The sequence below is a fragment of the Kitasatospora sp. NPDC089509 genome, assembly GCF_044749365.1.
Lineage (GTDB): Bacteria > Actinomycetota > Actinomycetes > Streptomycetales > Streptomycetaceae > Kitasatospora.
On the sequence record NZ_JBIVHS010000008.1, the window covers coordinates 300,732 to 319,278 of the forward strand.

The 18,547-nt window shown below is 74.8% G+C and carries 12 protein-coding genes; 10 read left to right on the top strand and 2 right to left on the bottom strand.

Features of this window, described 5'->3' with window-relative positions; all coding sequences use genetic code 11:
* Positions 1-127 precede the first annotated feature (127 nt).
* Complete coding sequence (locus ACIP4P_RS20020) at positions 128-1,903, bottom strand: 3-hydroxyacyl-CoA dehydrogenase family protein (RefSeq protein ID WP_400920205.1); 1,776 nt, start codon at positions 1,901-1,903, stop codon at positions 128-130.
* Positions 1,904-2,453: 550 nt separating this feature from the next.
* Here ACIP4P_RS20020 and ACIP4P_RS20025 point away from each other — a divergent pair.
* From ACIP4P_RS20025 to ACIP4P_RS20035, 3 genes are all read left to right on the top strand, one after another.
* Positions 2,454-5,225: an MXAN_6230/SCO0854 family RING domain-containing protein gene (locus ACIP4P_RS20025; protein ID WP_400920207.1), complete on the top strand. Its 2,772-nt coding sequence runs from the start codon at positions 2,454-2,456 to the stop codon at positions 5,223-5,225.
* Positions 5,226-5,301: 76 nt separating this feature from the next.
* Positions 5,302-6,741: a glutamine synthetase gene (locus ACIP4P_RS20030; RefSeq protein ID WP_400920209.1), complete on the top strand. Its 1,440-nt coding sequence runs from the start codon at positions 5,302-5,304 to the stop codon at positions 6,739-6,741.
* 357 nt (positions 6,742-7,098) lie between these two features.
* Positions 7,099-8,589, top strand: coding sequence for a S8 family peptidase (locus tag ACIP4P_RS20035; protein WP_400920211.1), 1,491 nt, complete (start codon positions 7,099-7,101; stop codon positions 8,587-8,589).
* A gap of 83 nt (positions 8,590-8,672) precedes the next feature.
* Here the strand turns inward: ACIP4P_RS20035 and ACIP4P_RS20040 are convergent, their stop codons facing one another.
* Complete coding sequence (locus ACIP4P_RS20040) at positions 8,673-9,569, bottom strand: HipA family kinase (RefSeq protein WP_400920213.1); 897 nt, start codon at positions 9,567-9,569, stop codon at positions 8,673-8,675.
* Positions 9,570-9,672: 103 nt separating this feature from the next.
* Between ACIP4P_RS20040 and ACIP4P_RS20045 the strand changes: the two genes are divergently transcribed.
* The 7 genes from ACIP4P_RS20045 to ACIP4P_RS20075 all read left to right on the top strand — a co-directional run bounded on the left by ACIP4P_RS20045 (position 9,673) and on the right by ACIP4P_RS20075 (position 18,543).
* Complete coding sequence (locus ACIP4P_RS20045; protein ID WP_350511573.1) at positions 9,673-10,113, top strand: SRPBCC family protein; 441 nt, start codon at positions 9,673-9,675, stop codon at positions 10,111-10,113.
* 260 nt (positions 10,114-10,373) lie between these two features.
* Entirely contained in the window at positions 10,374-11,528 is a 1,155-nt protein-coding gene (locus tag ACIP4P_RS20050; RefSeq protein ID WP_400920215.1) for a glycosyltransferase, read from the top strand.
* Between the two features lie 407 nt (positions 11,529-11,935).
* Complete coding sequence (locus ACIP4P_RS20055; RefSeq protein WP_400920217.1) at positions 11,936-13,459, top strand: sugar transferase; 1,524 nt, start codon at positions 11,936-11,938, stop codon at positions 13,457-13,459.
* Between the two features lie 6 nt (positions 13,460-13,465).
* Positions 13,466-14,782: an O-antigen ligase family protein gene (locus ACIP4P_RS20060; RefSeq protein ID WP_400920219.1), complete on the top strand. Its 1,317-nt coding sequence runs from the start codon at positions 13,466-13,468 to the stop codon at positions 14,780-14,782.
* Positions 14,779-16,521: a murein biosynthesis integral membrane protein MurJ gene (murJ, locus tag ACIP4P_RS20065; protein ID WP_400920221.1), complete on the top strand. Its 1,743-nt coding sequence runs from the start codon at positions 14,779-14,781 to the stop codon at positions 16,519-16,521. Before ACIP4P_RS20060 ends, murJ begins: the two co-directional genes overlap by 4 nt.
* A complete protein-coding gene (locus tag ACIP4P_RS20070) occupies positions 16,511-17,431 on the top strand; it encodes a polysaccharide deacetylase family protein (RefSeq protein WP_400920223.1) in 921 nt (306 codons plus the stop codon). Before murJ ends, ACIP4P_RS20070 begins: the two co-directional genes overlap by 11 nt.
* Complete coding sequence (locus tag ACIP4P_RS20075) at positions 17,428-18,543, top strand: glycosyltransferase (protein WP_400920225.1); 1,116 nt, start codon at positions 17,428-17,430, stop codon at positions 18,541-18,543. Before ACIP4P_RS20070 ends, ACIP4P_RS20075 begins: the two co-directional genes overlap by 4 nt.
* Positions 18,544-18,547 lie beyond the last annotated feature (4 nt).

Sequence of the window (18,547 nt, forward strand, 5' to 3'; positions counted from 1 at the left end):
CAGCCGGGGCCGCCGGGGGCGGTCCCGTTCCCGTAGGCCGCGCCGTTGCCGCGGGGCGCCGCGCCGCCACCGTACGGGCCCGGTCCGGCCTCGTACGGCGGCAGCTCGCCCCCGGCCCGTGAGGTGGTCATCGGCGCGCGTGGTCGCGGAAGCCGCGGCCGGTCTTGCGGCCAAGACAGCCGGCCGCCACCAGGTGCTCCAGCAGCGGCGCCGCGGCCAGGCCCGGCTCGCGGAACTCCTGGTGCAGCACCTGCTCGATGGTCAGCGAGACGTCCAGGCCGACCACGTCCAGCAGCTCGAACGGGCCCATCGGGTAGCCGCAGCCCAGCTTCATCGCGGTGTCGATGTCGTCCACCGTCGCGTAGTGCTCCTGGAGCATCCGCACCGCGTCGTTCAGGTAGGGGAACAGCAGCGCGTTGACGATGAAACCGGCCCGGTCACCGCACTCCACCGGGTGCTTGCGCACCTTCGCGGTCAGCTCCAGCACCGTCGCGGTGACGTCGGGGGCGGTCAGCACGGTGGAGACCACCTCGACCAGCTTCATCGCCGGGGCCGGGTTGAAGAAGTGCATGCCGATCACGTCCTGCGGCCGCGAGGTGGCGGTCGCGCAGCTGATCACCGGCAGCGAGGAGGTGGTGGTGGCGAGCACCGCGCCCGGGCGGACGATCTTGTCCAGGGTGGCGAACAGCTCCCGCTTGACCGCCAGGTCCTCGGCGACCGCCTCGACCACCAGGTCGACGTCGGCCAGCTCGGCGTACCCGCCGACCGGGGTGACCAGTGCCAGCGCGGCGTCCCGCTGCTCCTCGGTCAGCCGGCCCTTGGTGACCGAGCGCTCCAGCGACTTGGCCAGCTGCGCCCTCGCCCGCTCGGCCTTCTCCTGGCTGCGGGCGGCCAGCAGCACCGGGTGCCCGGCCTTGGCGAACACCTCGGCGATGCCGGTGGCCATCGTGCCCGAGCCGCAGACGCCGACGGTGCGCACCGCACGGCCGGGCACCTTCGGGGCGGCCGGGCCGGTCGCCGCGTCCACCACCCTGGACGAGCCCGGCGCCTCGTAGGTGTAGAAACCGCGCCCGGACTTGCGGCCCAGCAGTCCGGCCGAGACCAGCTGGCCGAGGATCGGCGCGGGCGCGTGCAGCCGGTCCCGGGACTGCTCGTACATCGCCTCCAGCACGGTGCGCGCGATGTCGACGCCGATCAGGTCGAGCAGCGCCAGCGGGCCCATCGGCAGGCCGCAGCCGAGCCGCATCGCCGCGTCGATGTCCTCCCGGGAGGCGTACTTGGACTCGTACATCGAGGCGGCCTGGTTCAGGTACGCGAACAGCAGGCCGTTCACCACGAAGCCGGCCCGGTCGCCGGCCGCCACCGGCTCCTTGCCCAGGTCACGGGCGAACGCGGCGGCGTCCTCGGCGGTCTGCGGGGAGGTCAGCACGGTGCGGACCACCTCGACCAGCTTCATCGAGTGCACCGGGTTGAAGAAGTGCAGGCCGAGCACCCGCTCCGGGCGGGAGGTCGCGGCGGCGATCCGGGTCACCGACAGGGCGGTGGTGCCGGTGGCCAGCACCGTGGTCTCCGGACAGATCCGGTCCAGCTCGGCGAAGACCTCCCGCTTCAGCTCCAGCTGCTCGGGGACCTCCTCGATCACCAGGTCCGCGTCGGCGGCCGCCGCCAGCGCGTGCCCGACCGAGATCCGCTCCAGCAGCGCGGTCCGCTCCTCGGCGGTGATCCGCTCCCGGGCGACCGCGTGCGCGGTCGCCTCCTCGATCCGGGCCAGCGCCCGGGCGGCCGAGTCCGCGCCGGCCTCGATGCCGATCACCCGGCGGCCGCTCCTGGCGACCGCCACCGCGACACCGGCACCCATCGTGCCGAGGCCGACGACGGCCACGGTGGGGAAGGGACGCTCCATCTGTCCTGACTCCTAGTCATGAATGGCCCGCGCGTGCTCCGGCGGGCGGGCCGCCGCACTCGTCGGCGAAACGGGGGCGGCCGCCGCCGGAGGAGGGTCCACGCGCGGGGGCTTGGGGAGATGACGGGTTCGGCGCAGCCCGACGACGGCCGGTCCGCTCCGGCCGATCCGTGGGTGTGCCGTGGTACTCAGGCGCTCGGGGGTGAAGGCGGCGCTGATACGAGGAGAGAGACCCGGTCCCGGCCGCGGTTCGCGGCACCGACCGGTGAAGGCGCACTGCGCGGGCGTCGCAGACACGACGACCGCGACCTCCCGCCGGTGCGGCTCCCGAAGCCCGGCGGTGGTGCGTGTCCGGCCACTGTAGCGAAGCTACTCATGAGTAGGAAGGGGGCGGAGGCGGAAAACCCGTTCGAGACCGGGAGTCGGCCCCACTAGGGTTATCCACGCGGGGGCGGCTCCGCGGCGTGCTTCCTTCTCTCATCTCTTAAAATGACCCAGCGCGCCCACTCTCCGCCCCCGCTTTGTCATATCCAGCCGGGGGAGCAGCGGAGTGAACAGGTCGAAGGTCGCCGAGGGGCCCGGCAACGCGCTGGACGCCTACCTGCTGCGGCGCCACGGACAGGTCCTGGTCGCGCCCGGGGCCGCACCCGGCGAACCCGACCCGTGGACGGCCCGGGGCCTGGTCGCCCTGGAAGCCGACCTGGTGCAGCGCGGCCACGTGCTGACCAAGCCGCTGCGCGACGCCCTCGGCCGGCTGCGCCCGGCCGACCTCGCCGAGGCCGGCACCCGGCTGCTCGCCGGGATCGACGCCCTGCTCGGCGCCGACCGCCGCCACCAGCCGCTGTTCCGCCGTTTCCCCGAGGGCGTGCCCGCGCACGCCCACGCCGACTACTCGGCCGCCGTCCGCGGCCACCTGCTCTGCCAGGCCGACCAGCTCTGCCTGCTCTGCGAACGCTCCAGCCTGGAAGCCGGCATCGGGGCCCTCGCCCCCTGCGCCCACCTGCTCTGCGGCGAGTGCTACCAGGAGCTCGCCGACGGCGGCGAGCCGCGGTGCCCGCTCTGCCGAACCCCGCTGGACGAGCCCGGCCGCCTCGACCCCGACACCAGGGCCGCCCGCAAGGCCGCCCGCGACCTCGGGCCCGGCCGGACGCTCAAGCCGCTGCGCCTCGCCGAGGCCGCCGACCCGGACACGCTCATCGGCGCCGCGCTGGCCGCCCTGCTCGCCCGGCGGACCCCGCTCGCCCCACAGGACCGCGAGGACCTCGCCCAGCTGCTCGACCGGGCCCCCGCCGACCCGGCCGGCTGGCTGCCCACGGCCATCCCGGTCCGGGAGACCCGCGCCACCGTCCTGGCCGCCCTGCTGCGCCGCGACCCGGAGCGCACCCGCCCGCTGCTCGCCGAGCACCTCACCACCGCCACCGACGTCCTGCGGCTGCTCTGGGCCTGGTCCGGCGCCGAGCCCGACCTGCTCCCGGAGACCGCCCGCGGACTGCGCCTGCGCAACCTGCCCCGGCCGCTGCGCCGCGAACTCCTCGCCGTCCTGGACGCGTTCCCGGTCGGCACCCTCGCCGAGGACCTGCGCCGCCACCGCGCCGCCTGGCTGCGAGCCGGCGAACTCCTCCACCCGTACGAGCACCGCACCCGCTTCCCGTACGCCGCGGCCGCCTTCGCCGTGCTGCGGCAGAGCGACCTGGACCTGCACGGCCTCGGCCCGGAACTGCGCGAGGCCCCCGCCCCGCTGCGGGTGCGGGAGACACCCGGCGGCCACACCCGGCTGACCGTGGAGACCTCCGCCGCCCGGGTCGAACGCGCCCTGGCCCAGGGCGACCCGTCCACCGCCGTCCGGCTGTTGGCCCGCCGCCCCGGCGAGCTGGTCCGCCGACTGCACCACCTGCTGCGGGTGCACGCCGCCGGGCGGCCCGGCGAACCGCTGCCCGCCGACCTCGCCGAGGTGCTGCCCGCGGCCCTGCGCGCCGTCGCCCCCGGACCGCTGCTCGGCGCGTACGGGCGGCTGCGCGCACCGCGTCGGATCGGCGAGCAGCGGCTGTACTTCCCGCGCGGCCGGGTCGCCGCCGCGCACACCCGGCACGACTGGGGCAAGCCCGTCCCGGCCGGGCTCAGCGCGCCGGTCTGCGCCCTGATCGAGGCCGAACTGCTGCGCCGGGCCGGGCGGTCGGCGCGCGAGGGCGGGCGCTACGACGTGGCGGTGCTGGACGCCGGCCTCGCCGACCTGGTGGTCCCCTTCGCCGAGCGCGCCGCCGCCAAGACCCTGGTGGCGGTACCGCGAGGCAGCGTGCAGCGGCTCCCGGCGGGGCAGTACCTGCGACTGTTCGTGCACTGGATGCAGCGCGCGCACCAGCGGGTCGACCTCGACCTGTCGGTCGCCTTCTACGACGAGGAGTGGCGCTTCACCGGACTGTGCGACTACACCCGGCTGGTCACCGGGCCGCGGGCCGCCGTCCACTCCGGCGACTTCACCACCGCCCCGCCGCCGCACGGCGCCACCGAGTTCGTCGACCTCGACCTGCGGTCGTTGGGCGAGGCCCGGGCCCGGTACGCCGTGGCGGTGGTGTTCAGCTACAACGACGTCCCCTTCGAGGACCTCACCGAGGCCTTCGCCGGCTTCATGTCGCTGAAGCCCTCCGAGGCGGCCCGGCAGCGCACCGGCAGCTTCCACCCCCGCAGCGTCCGCCAGCGGCTGGACCTCGCCGGGAACGCCAGGATCTGCCTGCCGATGATCGTCGACCTCCAGACCCGCGCGTACACCTGGACCGACCTCAACCTCAGCTCCACCAGCGGGTTCCAGAACCTCCACCGGCACCGTGACCGGATCGGCGCGCTGGCCGAGTCGGTGCTGACCCACTTCGCCCCCGGCACCCGGGCCACCCTGTGGGACCTCGGTAGCGCCGCCGCGGCGGCGGGCAGCGACGAGGTGTGGGTGCGCGACCGCGACGGCGAGCGGCTGGACCGCTACCGCCGGGGCGCGGACGAGCCGGTGGCCGACTTCGCCGAGCGGGTGCGCGGACGGTACGGGAGTGACCACCGCACCGAGCAGCGGGCCGACGACACCGCCCGGCTGATCGCCGAACGGCTCACCGGCGTCCGGGCGTTCACGGCCCTGGTGCACGCCGACGTGCCCGCCCCGGCGGGGGCGGAGGGGACGCTGTACCGGCTCTACCCGGGGCCGCTGGACGCCGCTCCGGACGCGCTGGAGCGGATCACCGCCGGGGAGTTGACGGCCCGCTTCGCCCCGGACGGCACGTCCCCGGCTGGCACCTCCCCGAATGGCCCTGCCACGAACGACCCTGCCACGAACGGGTGAAGAGGCGTACGGACGTCCATCTCTTCCACCCGATAGGGGAGTTACCGCCACCCCGGCCGCGGGGCAGCATGACGGCATGAGCACCGTCACCGCCTCCCAGGCCGCCGGCCCCACCGGCCCGCTCGACCCGGCCGCCCTCGTGGCCGCCGTCGCGCTGCCCCCGCGGGCCGAGCGTGCCGAGCGGGCCGAGCGGGCGGTCGACCGGCTGCGCACCGCCGCCGTCGAGGCGGTCGCCGTCACCTGGGTGGACAACGCCGGCATCGCCCGGGTCAAGGCGGTGCCGCTCGGCGGCCTGGTGCACGCGGCCCAGTGGGGCGTCGGCGCCGCGCCCTGCTTCGACGTCATCCTCGCCGACGACGCCATCATCACCAGCCCGCACATCGGCGGCCCCACCGGGGACCTCCGGCTCTACCCGGACCTCGACCGGATCGTCCCGCTGGCCGCCCAGCCCGGCTGGGCCTGGGCCCCGGGGGACCGCCACACCCAGGGCGGCGGCCCGCACCCGGGCTGCCAACGGCTCTTCGCCCGCCGGATGGAGGCCGCGGCCGCCGCCCGCGGGCTGAGCCTCAAGGCCGGCATCGAGGTCGAGTGGGTGGTCGCCCGGGAGGGAGCCCCGGAGGATCCGCCGCAGTACCCGACGCACGGCCCCGCGTACGGGATGCACCGGCTCACCGACCTCTCCGACTACCTGCGGGACGTCCTGCGCGCCCTCGGCGCCCAGGGGTTGACGGTGCTGCAGATCCACCCCGAGTACTCCCCGGGCCAGTTCGAGGTCTCGGTCGCCCCCGAGGGCCCGGTCGGCGCCGCGGACACCTCCGTGCTGGTCCGGCACACCGTCCGCGCCGTCTCCGCCCGGCACGGCCTGCGGGTGTCCTTCGCCCCGGTGGTCGAGCCCGACGGCGTCGGCAACGGCGGCCACCTGCACGTCAGCCTCTGGCGGGATGGCCGCAACCTCGGCCACGGCGGCCCCGGCCCGCACGGGCTGACGGCCGAGGCCGAGGGTTTCCTCGCCGGGGTGCTCCAGGCGCTGCCCGAACTCCTGGTGCTGGGGTGCTCCAGCCCGGCCGGGTACCTCCGCCTGGTGCCCCAGCACTGGGCCGGGGCGTACCAGTGCTGGGGCCTGGAGAACCGGGAGGCCGCGCTGCGTCTGGTCACCGGCTCCGCCGGGGAGCGCGCCGCCACCGCGAACGCCGAGGTCAAGTGCTTCGACGCGAGCGCCAACCCGTACCTGACGGTCGGCGGGGTGCTCGCCGCCGGGCTCGCCGGGCTGGAGCAACGCCGAGCCCTGCCAACGGAGTTCACCGGGGACCCGGCCGCCGCCGAGCCGGGCACGGTGCCCCGGCTGCCGCAGGGCCCGGCCGAGGCGATCGCCGCGTACGAGTGCTCGGCGGTGCTGCGCGAGGCGCTGGGCGAGCCGCTGCACCAGGCGGTGCTGGCGGTGCGCCGGGCCGAGGCCGAGCAGTACGCGGCCGTCGGCCCCGAGGAGTTGATCGCGGCGACGCGCTGGAGGTACTGAGACGGACGGGAGGGGAGATGCCCGAACTCGCCCCGTCCGGAAAACCGTTGTTCTCCGCCGATGCCCACGGCCTTCCCGAACCGTTCCGGACCGGCGCCGCACAGTTCCGGTACGGACTGGGTGCGTCGCGTACATGACCAGTTGAGTCAGCTCGTCGGCGAACCATCACTTTTTAACAATCTTCGTCTCTGTTGGCCTTGTTGACCTGCGGAACGCCGCCCGCCATTGTTGGTCAAGATGTGACGATTAGATGACTACCTCTTGCGCTTCTCAGCGAATATTCATTAACGTCCCGGTCATCCCAGCGCACCTGCCGCACCGCGGCTGCCGCCTGACGACCCGGGAGGGCATACCCCCATGAGAGTTCCTCGGATCAGCCGGACCCGGTACGCGGCAGTGGGCCTCGTGCTCGCCACCGCCGGCGCCCTCGCGCTTCCGGCCGGCACCGCCGTCGCGGCGCCCACCGGCGACCCGACGACCGGTCCGCTGCTCAGCTACGTCGTCAACACCAAGGCCAACCACGGCCAGGTGCAGAAGGTGGAGAAGGCCGTCACCTCCCTCGGCGGCACGGTGGTCCAGTCGTACGAGCAGATCGGCGTCGTGGTCGCCCGCTCCAACGACACCAAGTTCGCCGAGAAGCTGCGCCTGGCCAAGGGCGTCGACTCGGTCGGTGCCAGCCGCACCAAGGGCATCCTCGCCGCGGACCAGGGCAAGGCCGAGGTCGCCGCCGAGCCGACCGGCGCCGCCGCCGCGGCCGACGGCCAGGAGCCGTACGAGCCCAACCAGTGGGACATGCGCCAGATCGGCGTCGACAAGGCGCACAAGATCTCGCTCGGCAGCCGCAACGTCACCGTCGGCGTGCTGGACTCCGGCATCGACGCCACCCACGAGGACCTGGCCGCCAACGTGGACGCCTCGCAGTCGGTCTCCTGCATCGACGGCAAGACGAACACCGACTGGAAGGCCTGGCAGCCGACCAACAGCGACCACGGCACCCACGTGGCCGGTACGATCGCCGCCGCCAAGAACGGCAAGGGCATCATAGGCATCGCCCCGAACGTGAAGCTGGCCGCGGTCAAGGTCGTCGACGACGGTGGCTTCATCTACCCGGAGAACGCGGTCTGCGGCTTCGTCTGGGCCGGCGAGCACGGCTTCAAGGTGACGAACAACAGCTACTACGTCGACCCGTGGATGTTCAACTGCCCGAACGACAAGGACCAGGCCGCGATCTCGGCCGCCGTCCGCAAGGCCGTCGCCTTCTCGCAGCGCAAGGGCGTCCTGAACGTCGCCGCCGCCGGTAACGAGAACATCGACCTGGCCCACAAGACCGTCGACGTCTCCAGCCCGGACGACACCACCAAGACCACCCGCCCGGTCACCAACGACTGCCTGTCGCTGCCGACCGAGCTGCCCGGCGTGATCGCGGTCTCCGCGGTCGGCGTCAACGGCGACAAGTCGTACTACTCCAGCTACGGCAAGGGCATCGTCACCGTCGCCGCGCCGGGTGGTGACGCCCGCTACCAGATCCCGAACACCCCGGACAAGAACGGTCGCATCCTGTCGACCATCCCGGGCAACAAGTACGGGTACATGCAGGGCACCTCGATGGCCACCCCGCACGTCACCGGCGTGGTCGCGCTGCTCGCCAGCACCTTCCCGTGGGCCAGCCCGGACGAGCTCACCGAGCTGCTGACCAACCAGGCCGAGTCCCACGCCTGCCCGACCGGCGAGTACAACCCGGGCAACACCGGTCAGTTCAAGGCCACCTGCGAGGGCGGCGAGGACGACAACGGCTTCTACGGCGCGGGCATCATCAACGCCGAGAAGGCGGTCCAGTGGTGGCGCTGACGCGCCGACCGCGGTGACCTCTGAGCACTGAGCTGGGGAGCGGGGCCTTCGGGCCCCGCTCCCCAGCGGCGTTCGAGCACCCGCTACTCCTCGAAGTGGTGCTCCCAGACCGTCTCCACCGAGGGCTTGCCATGCAGGTCCGGCACCTCCTGCAGCCAGGCCGGCCGACCGGCCCGGGTGCGCGCCGCGCGCCGCAACTCGGCCTCGCGCAGCTGCTCGGGGGTGGCGAAGCCCTCCGGCAGCCACTGCTCGGAGAGCACCGCCCGGGCGGCCAGGTGGGTGACGTAGGCGTGCCGGACGGCGGCCACCGAGTCGAAGCCGGGCTCGTCGGCCAGCCACTCGTCCGGGACCAGGGCCACCACCTGCTCCAGCAGCTCGACCGTGACCAGCGGCCCGAGGTCCTCGTCGGCCAACCGGACGTCCGGGGTGCAGCCGCCGAGTGCGTGGGCGCTGAGGTCGTACCGCTTGCCGACGGACGCCTCGGCGCCGGCCCAGCGGTGGTGGAAGATCAGCGCGGCGCCGTTGTCGATCAGCCAGAGCCGCCGGTGCCAGACCATCAGGTTGGGGTTGTGGACGGTGCGGTCCACGTTGCCGGTGAGGGCGTCCAGCCAGACCACCCGCCCGGCCTCGACCGAGTCCACCGGGATCATCCCGGGCCGGTAGTCCGTGGCCCCGGGCAGCAGGTCCATCCCGAGGTTGAGGCCGGCGCTGGCCTTGAGCATGTCCTGGATCTCGGTGTCCGGCTCGTCCGCGGCCACCGCCGGGTCGAAGTCCACCAGCCGCAGCTCCGGCACCCGCAGCCCGAGCCGCCGCGCCAGCTCACCGACGATCACCTCGGCCACCAGCGCCTTGCGGCCCTGGGCGGCACCGGTGAACTTCACCACGTACGTCCCCAGGTCGTCCGTCTCCACGACGCCGGGCACCGAACCGCCGGCCCGCAGCGGGTCCACGTAGCGCAGCGCAGTCACCAGATCGAGCACACCCGTCACCCTATCCCGCCGCGTCGCGGCCGCGACGCTGTGATTGGCTTGCCGGTGCGAACGGTACGGCGAAGCGGTACCCACCACACGAGGAGAGCACGGCATGGGACAGGTGCAGGCCACCACCGAGCGGGTCTACGACGCGGCCCCCGAGCGGGTGTACGAGGCGCTGGCCGACTACCAGGTGACCCGCCCGAAGCTGCTGCCCGAGCAGTACAGCGAGTACGAGGTCCGGGTCGGCGGCACCGGCGCCGGCACCCAGGTGCACTGGAAGCTGCAGGCCACCGAGAAGCGGGTGCGCGACTGCCTGTTCACCGTCTCGGCGCCCAAGCCGGACCAGCTGGTGGAGAAGGACGCCAACTCCAGCATGGTGATCACCTGGACCGTCGCGGCCGTCGGCGAGGGCCGCTCCAAGGTCACCGTCACCGCCACCTGGCAGGGCGCGACCGGCATCGGCGGTTTCTTCGAGCGCACCTTCGCCCCCAAGGGCCTGAACCGGATCCACGACCAGGTGCTGGCCAACCTGGACGCCGAGGTCCGCTGAGGTCCACCGCGGTCGGCTGGGATCCACCGAGGTCCACCGAGAACAGCTGAGATCCACCGAGGTCCGCCGGAATCCGCCGGAATCCGCCGGAATCCACGGAGGTCCGCGGGATCCGATAGTAGAACCGGGAATTCGTCCGGGATTTCGAGCGGCTCGTCCGCCCGTACGAGCCGAAAGCCGTACGGGTGGACGGCCCGCCACCTGCGGGTGACGAGGGCCGCCCGGCGCGGGGGAGCCATCCTAGGCTCGCCGCCGTGCATATGACGATCCTTCACATTTCACAGCCGGTGGACGGCGGAGTCGCCCGCGTCGTCGTCGATCTGGTCCGGGGGCAGCGCGAGGCCGGGCACCGGGTGCTGGTCGCCTGCCCGCGCGGCGGCCGACTGGCCGAGGAGGCCACCGCGGTGGGCGCGCTGGTCCAGGACTGGCCCGCCGGCCGCTCGCCCGGCCCGGGCACCGCCGCCGAGGCCTGGCGGCTGCGCCGGATCGTCCGGGCCGCCGGGCCCGACGTGGTCCATCTGCACAGCGCCAAGGCCGGGTTGGCCGGCCGGCTGGCCGTGCGCGGCGCGGTGCCGACCGTCTTCCAGCCGCACGCCTGGTCCTTCGCCGCCGTGGACGGCGCGATGGCCGCCGCGACCCTGCGCTGGGAGCGCTTCGCGACCCGCTGGGCGCACCGGCTGCTGTGCGTCAGCGTCCAGGAGCGGGCGGACGGCGTGGCCGCCGGGATGCACGCGGACTGGGCGGTGGTGCCCAACGGCGTGGACGTCCGCCACTACGCGCCCGCCGACCGCCGGGCCGCCCGGATCGCGCTCGGGCTGGACCTGGACGCCCCGCTCGCGGTCTGCGTCGGGCGGCTGTGCCGGCAGAAGGGTCAGGACGTGCTGCTGGCCGCCTGGCCGGAGGTGCTGCGCCGGGTGCCGCAGGCCCGGCTGGCGCTGGTCGGCGGCGGGCCGGAGGAGCAGCGGCTGGCGGAGACGGTCCGGGAGTCGGCCGAGCCCTGCCGGGTCCGGCTGGTCGGGGACGTGCCGGATCCTCGGCCGTGGCTGGCGGCGGCGGACCTGGTGGTGCTGCCCTCGCGCTGGGAGGGCATGGCGCTGGCCCCGCTGGAGGCGATGGCGGCGGCCCGTCCGGTGCTGCTGACCGATGTGCCGGGTGCCCGGGAGTGCCTGCCGCCGGCGGAGCGCGGGCAGTCGGTGGTGCCGCCGGGGGAGCCGGACGCGCTCGCCACCCGGATGGCCGAAGCGCTGTCCGATCCGATCGAGTGCGAGCGACGCGGTGCCCGGCTGCGTGACCACGTGGTCGCCCGGCACGACGTCCGCACCGTGGTCGAACAGGTGGACGCCCTGTACCGCCATCTGCTGGGGGCCGGACCGGCCGCCGGCCGGCGCAGGGCCCGTGTCCCAGAGCGGATCTGATCGTTTCACATGCCGTGAATCCCCGCCGTTCCGACGCCGGCGCATTCGCACCCTCAGCCGGAAATATGGGCGAGGCGTCAAATCCGAAATACCTATTAATGGGCGGCTGGAATGAATCGGCAAGTCAACTTCCGACCCCCATGGCCTGGTTCGGTATTGTCGGATTTTGCCTGCTTCATTTCGATTTCGTCCCGGACATTCGCGTCCGGGCCCCTCGCGGCCGCGTCCACGGCGACCAGGCCTTCCGCGATCGGCCCCCGCGCAGGAGAGCCGGCCGGAGAGCCGAAAGCCGCCAGCGGTAGCAGGCGCTGTCAGGACCGCGCCCACCGGGCCGGGACGGCGGCCCTGCGCCCGACGGCGTCGGGACACCGCCACCCCGGGCACACAGCAGGGGAGTTCGTGCGCTGATGACCATTGACCACGACAGTGTGCCGCGATCCGGCGGGTCCCTGTCCGGACCGCGACTCCCCGGCACCGGGCTGCTCGACCGGCCGACCGGGGCGACGTACGCCCGGGCGGTGCCGGCGCCCCGCCGGCACCGCCGGGCCGGCCACTCCCGGCTCGCCCTGCCGCTCGCGCTGGTCCAGGTCGACGCGATCGCGCTGTGCTCCGCCGTCGGCATCGCCAACCGGGCGATCGACCCGGCCGACGCCCTCGCCCCGCTGCTCGGCGTCGCGGCCGTCCTGCCCCTGCTCCTGCTGCTCAACCTGGCCGGCGGCCTCTACCGCACCCGGCTCACCCTGTCCGTCCTGGACGAACTGCCCGCCCTGGCCGTCCGCGCCGTGGTCGCCACCGCCTTCGCGGTCACCCTGGCCGGCTGCCTGGACGGCCGCTGGCCCGACTGCGGCCCCGCCACCCCGGCCCGGCTCACCGTTCTGCTCGGCGCCCAGCTGGTGATCGTCGCGGTCGGCCGCGCCGTCCTCTACCACCTGGTCCGGCGGATCCGCCGCGGCCGCCCCAGCCCGGTCCTGGTGCTCGGCGCCGGCCGGCTCGGCCGCAAGGTCGCCGCCGCCCTCAGCGAGCACGGCGAGTACGGCATGCGCCCGGTCGGCTTCCTGGACGCCGACCCGCCGCTGCTGGCCGGCGACACCGACCTGCCGGTCCTCGGCGGCCGCGAGGTGCTGGAGCGCGAGGTCCGCCGGCACCGGATCCAGCAGGTGATCGCCACCGCCGGCGCCGCCGACGAGGCCGAGACCGCCGCCGCCCTGCGCGACGCCGTCCGGCTCGGCTGCCAGGTCTGGCTGGTGCCCGCGCTGCGCGAGCACGGCTCGCTGCCCACCGCCCCGATCGCCGGCGGCGACCACCTGTGGGGCTTCCCCTGCCTGCGGCTCGGCAGCCCGGCCATGCGCCGCCCCGGCTGGGCCGCCAAGCGCGCCCTGGACGTCGTCGCCGCGGGCTTCGGCCTGCTGCTGCTCGCCCCCGTCCTGGCCCTGTGCGCCCTCGCCGTCCGCTTCGACACCGGCCCCGGCGTGCTCTTCCGCCAGCAGCGCACCGGCCTGGACGGACGGGTCTTCACCGTCCTGAAGTTCCGCACCCTGCGCCCCAGCAACGAGCACGAGTCGGCGACCCGCTGGAACATCTCCCAGGACCACCGGATGGGCGCGGTCGGCCGCCTGCTGCGCAAGAGCTCGCTGGACGAGCTGCCGCAACTGTGGAACGTGCTGCGCGGCGACATGAGCCTGGTCGGCCCGCGCCCCGAACGCCCCTACTTCGTCATGCGGTTCAGCCAGGCCTACCCCGAGTACGCCGACCGCCACCGGGTCCCGGTCGGTCTCACCGGCCTCGCCCAGGTCCACGGCCTGCGCGGGGACACCTCGATCGAGGACCGGGCCCGCTTCGACAACCGCTACATCGAGAGCTGGAGCCTCTGGCAGGACGTCAAGGTCCTCTGCCGCACCGCGGCCCTGATGCTCCACCCGGACGGGAGCTGACCCCGCGTGGCCCTGACCCTCCCGGCCCTGCCACGGCTGACCCGACCGGCCTTACGGCGGGCCCTGCCCGCCCTCGCGGACCGGCCCAGTCTGCTCGCCGCGGCCACCGTCCTGCTGGTCTGCGTGCCCACCGGGGAGAAGGACGTCACCGCGGCCGTCCACGTCACCGCCGCCGACGTCGCCTCGCTCGCCCTGGTCGCCCTCACCGCGCTCAACCTGCTGCGCGGCCGACTTCCTGTGATCACCCGCACCACCGCCGTGCTGTTCGGCGGGATCGTGGTCGCCGCCGCCGTCGCCACCACGGGCTCGATCGACCCGGCCACCAGCGTCACCGGCTTCGTCCGGCTCACCCAGGTGTTCGTCCTGGTGCCGGCCGCCGTGCTCTGCTCGCTGCGCGACCGCACCGACCAGCGGCTCGTCCTCGGCTCCTTCGTGCTCGCCGCGCTGATCCAGGGCGTGGTCGGCGCGCACCAGTACCTCACCCGCACCGGTGCCTCCTACACCGGCCAGCCGATCCGCGCGGTCGGCACCTTCGGCGCGCTGGACATCATGGCGATGTCCACCGTGGTCGGCTACGGGCTGCTGGCCGCCCTGGCCCTCGCGCTCGGCGAGCGCGGACCGGGCGGCGACGTCCGGCTGCGCCGTGCGATGTTCGCCGCCGCCGCCTTCCTCGCCTTCCCGCTCGCCGTCTCCTTCAGCCGCGGCAGCTGGATCGCCACCGGCGCCGCCGCCACCGTGCTGCTGCTGCGCGCCGACGCCCGGCTGCTGGTGCGCAGCGCCGTGCTGGGCCTGGCCGCCGCCGTCGTCCTGATCGGCGGCCTGGGCCTCGGCGCCTCCGGCGTCACCGAGCGGCTCAGCTCGATCGGCTCGGTCTCCGCCGCGCCCGACCAGTCCGTCTCGGACCGCTACGACCTGTGGGCCACCGCCGGCCGGATCTGGCAGGACCACCCCGTCCACGGCGCCGGACCGAAGGCCTTCCCCAAACTGCGCGACAGCCACGCCCCGCTGCGGCTGTCCTCCGGCAGCGACGCCGCCGACTCCACCATCGGCTTCCAGCGCGAGCCGCTGCTCTCCCCGCACAACATGTACTTCCTGGTGCTCAGCGAGCAGGGTCTGATCGGCATCACCGCGTACGCCGCGCTCTTCCTCGGCCTCCTACTCGGCTGCCTGCGCCACCGCGGCGGTACGACCCTGGCTGCCCTCGCCCTGCTCACCTGGGTGCTGGTCGACTTCCTGTACGCCGACATCGGCGGCACCACCACCGTGCTGACCTCCGTCGTCCTCGGCCTCGCCGCCAGGGCCGGCGTGCGGGAGGCCCGGTGACCACCGACCGGCCCGCCGCCGCGCTCGCCTCCCCCCTCCCGGCCCCGCGCAGCGCCCCCGTCCAGGCCCCGGCCCCCGGGCCCGGCCCGGCGCCCCGGGGCGGCTTCCTCGCCAAGGCCTTCGGCATCACCGCGCTGCTCAGCGCGGCCGGCTCCGGGCTCGGTCTGCTGCGCGACCTGCTGCTGGCCCGCTACTTCGGCGCCAGCCAGGGCACCGACGCCTTCCTGGTCGCCTGGACCGTCCCCGAGACGGCCGCGCCGCTGCTGATCGAGGACGCCATGTCCTTCCTCATGGTGCCCGCCTTCGCCCTGGCCCTGGTGCTGCGCGAGGAGGACCCGGACGCCCCCGACCCGGTCCGCCAGCTGGTCCGCGCCACCCTGCCCTGGCTGCTGCTCGCCCTCAGCGGGCTGGCCCTGGCCGCCGCCCTGGGCGCGCCCCAACTGGTCGAGCTGCTCGCCCCCGGCCTGCCCGACCCGGGCCTGGCGGTCGTCTGCACCCGGATCACCGCGATCACCGTGCTGCCCTTCGGCGTGGCCGGCTACCTCGCCGCCGCCCTGCGCGCCCACCACAGCTTCACCGCCCCGGCGGGCATCTACGTCGCCTACAACCTGGGCATCCTGGCCCTGCTGTTCGGCTTCCACGGCGTCCTCGGGGTCCGCTCCGCCGCGCTCGGCGTGGCGCTCGGCAGCCTGCTGATGGCGGGTCTGCTGGTCGGCCCGTTCCTGCGCCACCTGCGGGCCGGACAGGCCGCGGCGGGCCGCACCCGGCGCAGCCGCGACACGCTGGTGCTGATGCCGCTGGCCCTGCTCCCGGTGGCCGCCTTCACGCTGACCCGGCAGTCCCAGGTGTTCGCCGAGCGCTACCTCGGCTCGGCGCTGCCGCCCGGCACCATCTCGCACCTCAACTACGCCGCCAAGGTCTCCCAACTCGCCATGACGGCGGGCATCCTGATCTGCACCGTGACCTTCCCGCTGGTCGCCCGGGCGCTCGCGGCCGGGGACCTCACCGCGGCCCGCGACCGGGTCGAGAAGGACCTCGGCCAGGCCGCGGCGGTCGTCCTGCTGGGCACCGCCTTCCTGATGGCCTGCGCCCCCTCGGTGGTCTCGCTGCTGTTCGAGCGCGGCGCCTTCGGCCCCGGCGACACCGCGGCCACCGCCGCCGTGATCCGGGTCTACAGCTTCGGCCTGCCCGCCCAGGCGCTGATCGGCGTGATGATCCGCCCGTACTTCTCGCTGCGCCCGGTGGTCCGTCGGGCCGACGACCCGCGCTGCGAGGACGGCGGCCGCCGGCTGCTGGACTGGTACCCGGTCGCCGCGATGCTGCTCGGCCTCGCGGTGACGGTCACCGTCGGGCTGCTGGCCACGCACCGCTTCGGCGCCCTCGGCCTGGCCGCCGGCAACGCCTCCGGGATCACCGTCACCGCCGCGCTGCTGCTGCGCGGCCTGGTGCTGCGCGGCATCCCGCTGCGGCTGCGCCGGGTGCTCGGCGGCCACGGCCGGCTGGTCGGCGCCGCCGCCGGGGCCACCCTGCTGGGCACCGCCGCCGCGGGCCTGAGCGCCGATCCGCTGCTCGCGACCCTCACCGGGGGCCTCGCGGTGGTCCTGGCCTTCGCCGTCCTCGGCACCGGCCTCGGCGCCCGCGAGGTGCGCGGCCCGGTCCTCGCCGTCGCCCGGGTCCTGGGGCGCTCCCCGAACCCGCCAACCGTCGCCGATGAAGGGAAGCTGCCCGATGGAGAATGAACGGGGAACCGTCCGTTCGGCCCTGGCGGGCGGCGCCGGCGCCACGCCCGGCCGGGCGCGACTGCCCAGGAGCCGCCGTCCGGTCGGCGAACCGGTCCTGCTCGGCTCCTCCTCGCCGTGGATCCTGATGTACCACTCGGTGGCGGTCGAGAAGGAGGATCCGTACCAACTCACCGTCAGCCCCGAGCGGTTCGCCGAGCAGATCGCCTGGTTGCACCGGCGTGGACGGCGCGGCGTCTCGGTCCGCGAGCTGATGCGGGCCCGCGCCCACGGGCGGGACGACAAGCTGGTCGGCCTCACCTTCGACGACGGCTACGCGGACTTCGCCCGGTACGCCGTACCGATCCTCCAGGCGTACGGCTTCACCGCCACCGCGTACGTGGTCGCCGACCTGCTCGGCCAGGAGAACGGCTGGGACACCGAGGGGCCGCGCAAGAAGCTGCTCACCGTCGAGGAGGTCACCGAACTCGCCTCCGCCGGTTGGGAGATCGGCTCGCACGGCCTCGGTCACCAGGCCCTGCCCGGGCTGCCCGCCGACGTCCTCGCGGTGCAGACCCGGGAGAGCCGGCGGCTGCTGGAGGAGGTGGTCGGCGGTCCGGTCACCGGCTTCTGCTACCCGTACGGCGCCGTGGACGCGCCCGCCGCCGAGGCCGTGTGCGAGGCCGGCTACGACTACGCCTGCGCGATCGCCCACTCCCCGCTCACCGGCCGCTTCGCGCTGCCCCGCTGCTACGTCGGCGACCGCGACGGCGCCTGGCGGCTGCGCGCCAAGAAGGGCCGGCACCGGCTGCGGGACGCCGTCACCGGGCTGAAGCGCAAAAGCGGGGGCCGCCCCGAGTCGAAGGGGAGCGTCGGCAGCGGGTCCGAGCGGCCCGGAGGCGAGCGGGCGATGAAGGAGCGGCGGCCGTGAAGGTGCTGCACATCGTCACCGGGCTCGCCTCCGGCGGCGCCGAACGCCAACTCCACCTGCTGCTGCGCCACTTGCCGCCGCACCAGCGCTGCGAGGTGGTCGCGCTGACCAACCCCGGCACGGTCGCCGACGCGCTGCGCGCCGACGGCGTGACCGTGCACCACCTCGGCATGCGCGGCAACCGGGACCTCGGCGCGCTGCCCCGGCTGGTCCGGCTGGTCCGGGCCGGCCGCTACGACCTGGTGCACACCCACCTCTACCGCGCCCAGCTGTACGGCCGGCTGGCCGCCCGGCTCGCCGGGGTGCGGGCGGTGGTCTCCACCGAGCACTCGCTGCACGCCGGGGTGATCGAGGGCCGGCCGGTCACCCGGGGCGTCAAGGGCCTCTACCTGGCGGCCGAGCGGCTCGGCAGCACCACCGTCGCGGTCTCCCGGCAGGTCGCCCAGACGCTGCGCTCCTGGGGCGTGCCACCGGCCCGGATCGAGCTGATCCCGAACGGCATCGACACCTCCGGCTACCGCCGCCCGGCCGCCGAACGGGCCGCGGCCCGCCGCCGGGTCCGGGCCGAACTCGGTCTGCCGGAGGGCAGTTGGGTGATCGGCGGGGTCGGCCGGCTGGTCCCCGGCAAGCGCTTCGAGGTGCTGCTGGCGGCCCTCGCCGACCTCGACCCGCAGGCCCGGCTGGTGCTGGTCGGCGAGGGCCCCGAGCGCGCCGGGCTGGAGCGGCGGGCGGCCGAACTCGGCGTCCGGGACCGGCTGGTGTTCACCGGCGAACGCGACGACGTGCCCGATCTGCTGGCCGCGATGGACGTACTGGCCGCCCCCTCCACCGCGGAGACCTTCGGCCTCGGCGTCCTGGAGGGCCTCGCGGCCGGGCTGCCGGTGCGGCACAGCGCCTGCCCGGCGCTCGACGAACTGCCGCCCAGTGCTGCCCCGCAGGCCCGCCGGATCCCCTCCGAGCCCGCCGCGTACGCCGCCGCGCTGCGCGACCTGCGGCAGGAGGGCGGCCACACCGCCGACCCGCTGCCGCACCCCCCGGCCGTCGGCCACTACGACATCGCCCGGGTCGCCGCCGACCTGGGCGCCCTCTACGACCGGCTGGCCCGCGTCTGACCGC

Bases quoted from the DNA above. Each gene is read 5' to 3' on its own strand.
- ACIP4P_RS20035 (WP_400920211.1), top strand. From the start codon at position 7,099: ATGAGAGTTCCTCGGATCAGCCGGACCCGGTACGCGGCAGTGGGCCTC.
- ACIP4P_RS20050 (WP_400920215.1), top strand. From the start codon at position 10,374: ATGACGATCCTTCACATTTCACAGCCGGTGGACGGCGGAGTCGCCCGC.
- ACIP4P_RS20055 (WP_400920217.1), top strand. From the start codon at position 11,936: ATGACCATTGACCACGACAGTGTGCCGCGATCCGGCGGGTCCCTGTCC.
- ACIP4P_RS20070 (WP_400920223.1), top strand. From the start codon at position 16,511: ATGGAGAATGAACGGGGAACCGTCCGTTCGGCCCTGGCGGGCGGCGCC.
- ACIP4P_RS20045 (WP_350511573.1), top strand. From the start codon at position 9,673: ATGGGACAGGTGCAGGCCACCACCGAGCGGGTCTACGACGCGGCCCCC.
- ACIP4P_RS20030 (WP_400920209.1), top strand. From the start codon at position 5,302: ATGAGCACCGTCACCGCCTCCCAGGCCGCCGGCCCCACCGGCCCGCTC.
- ACIP4P_RS20020 (WP_400920205.1), bottom strand. From the start codon at position 1,903: ATGGAGCGTCCCTTCCCCACCGTGGCCGTCGTCGGCCTCGGCACGATG.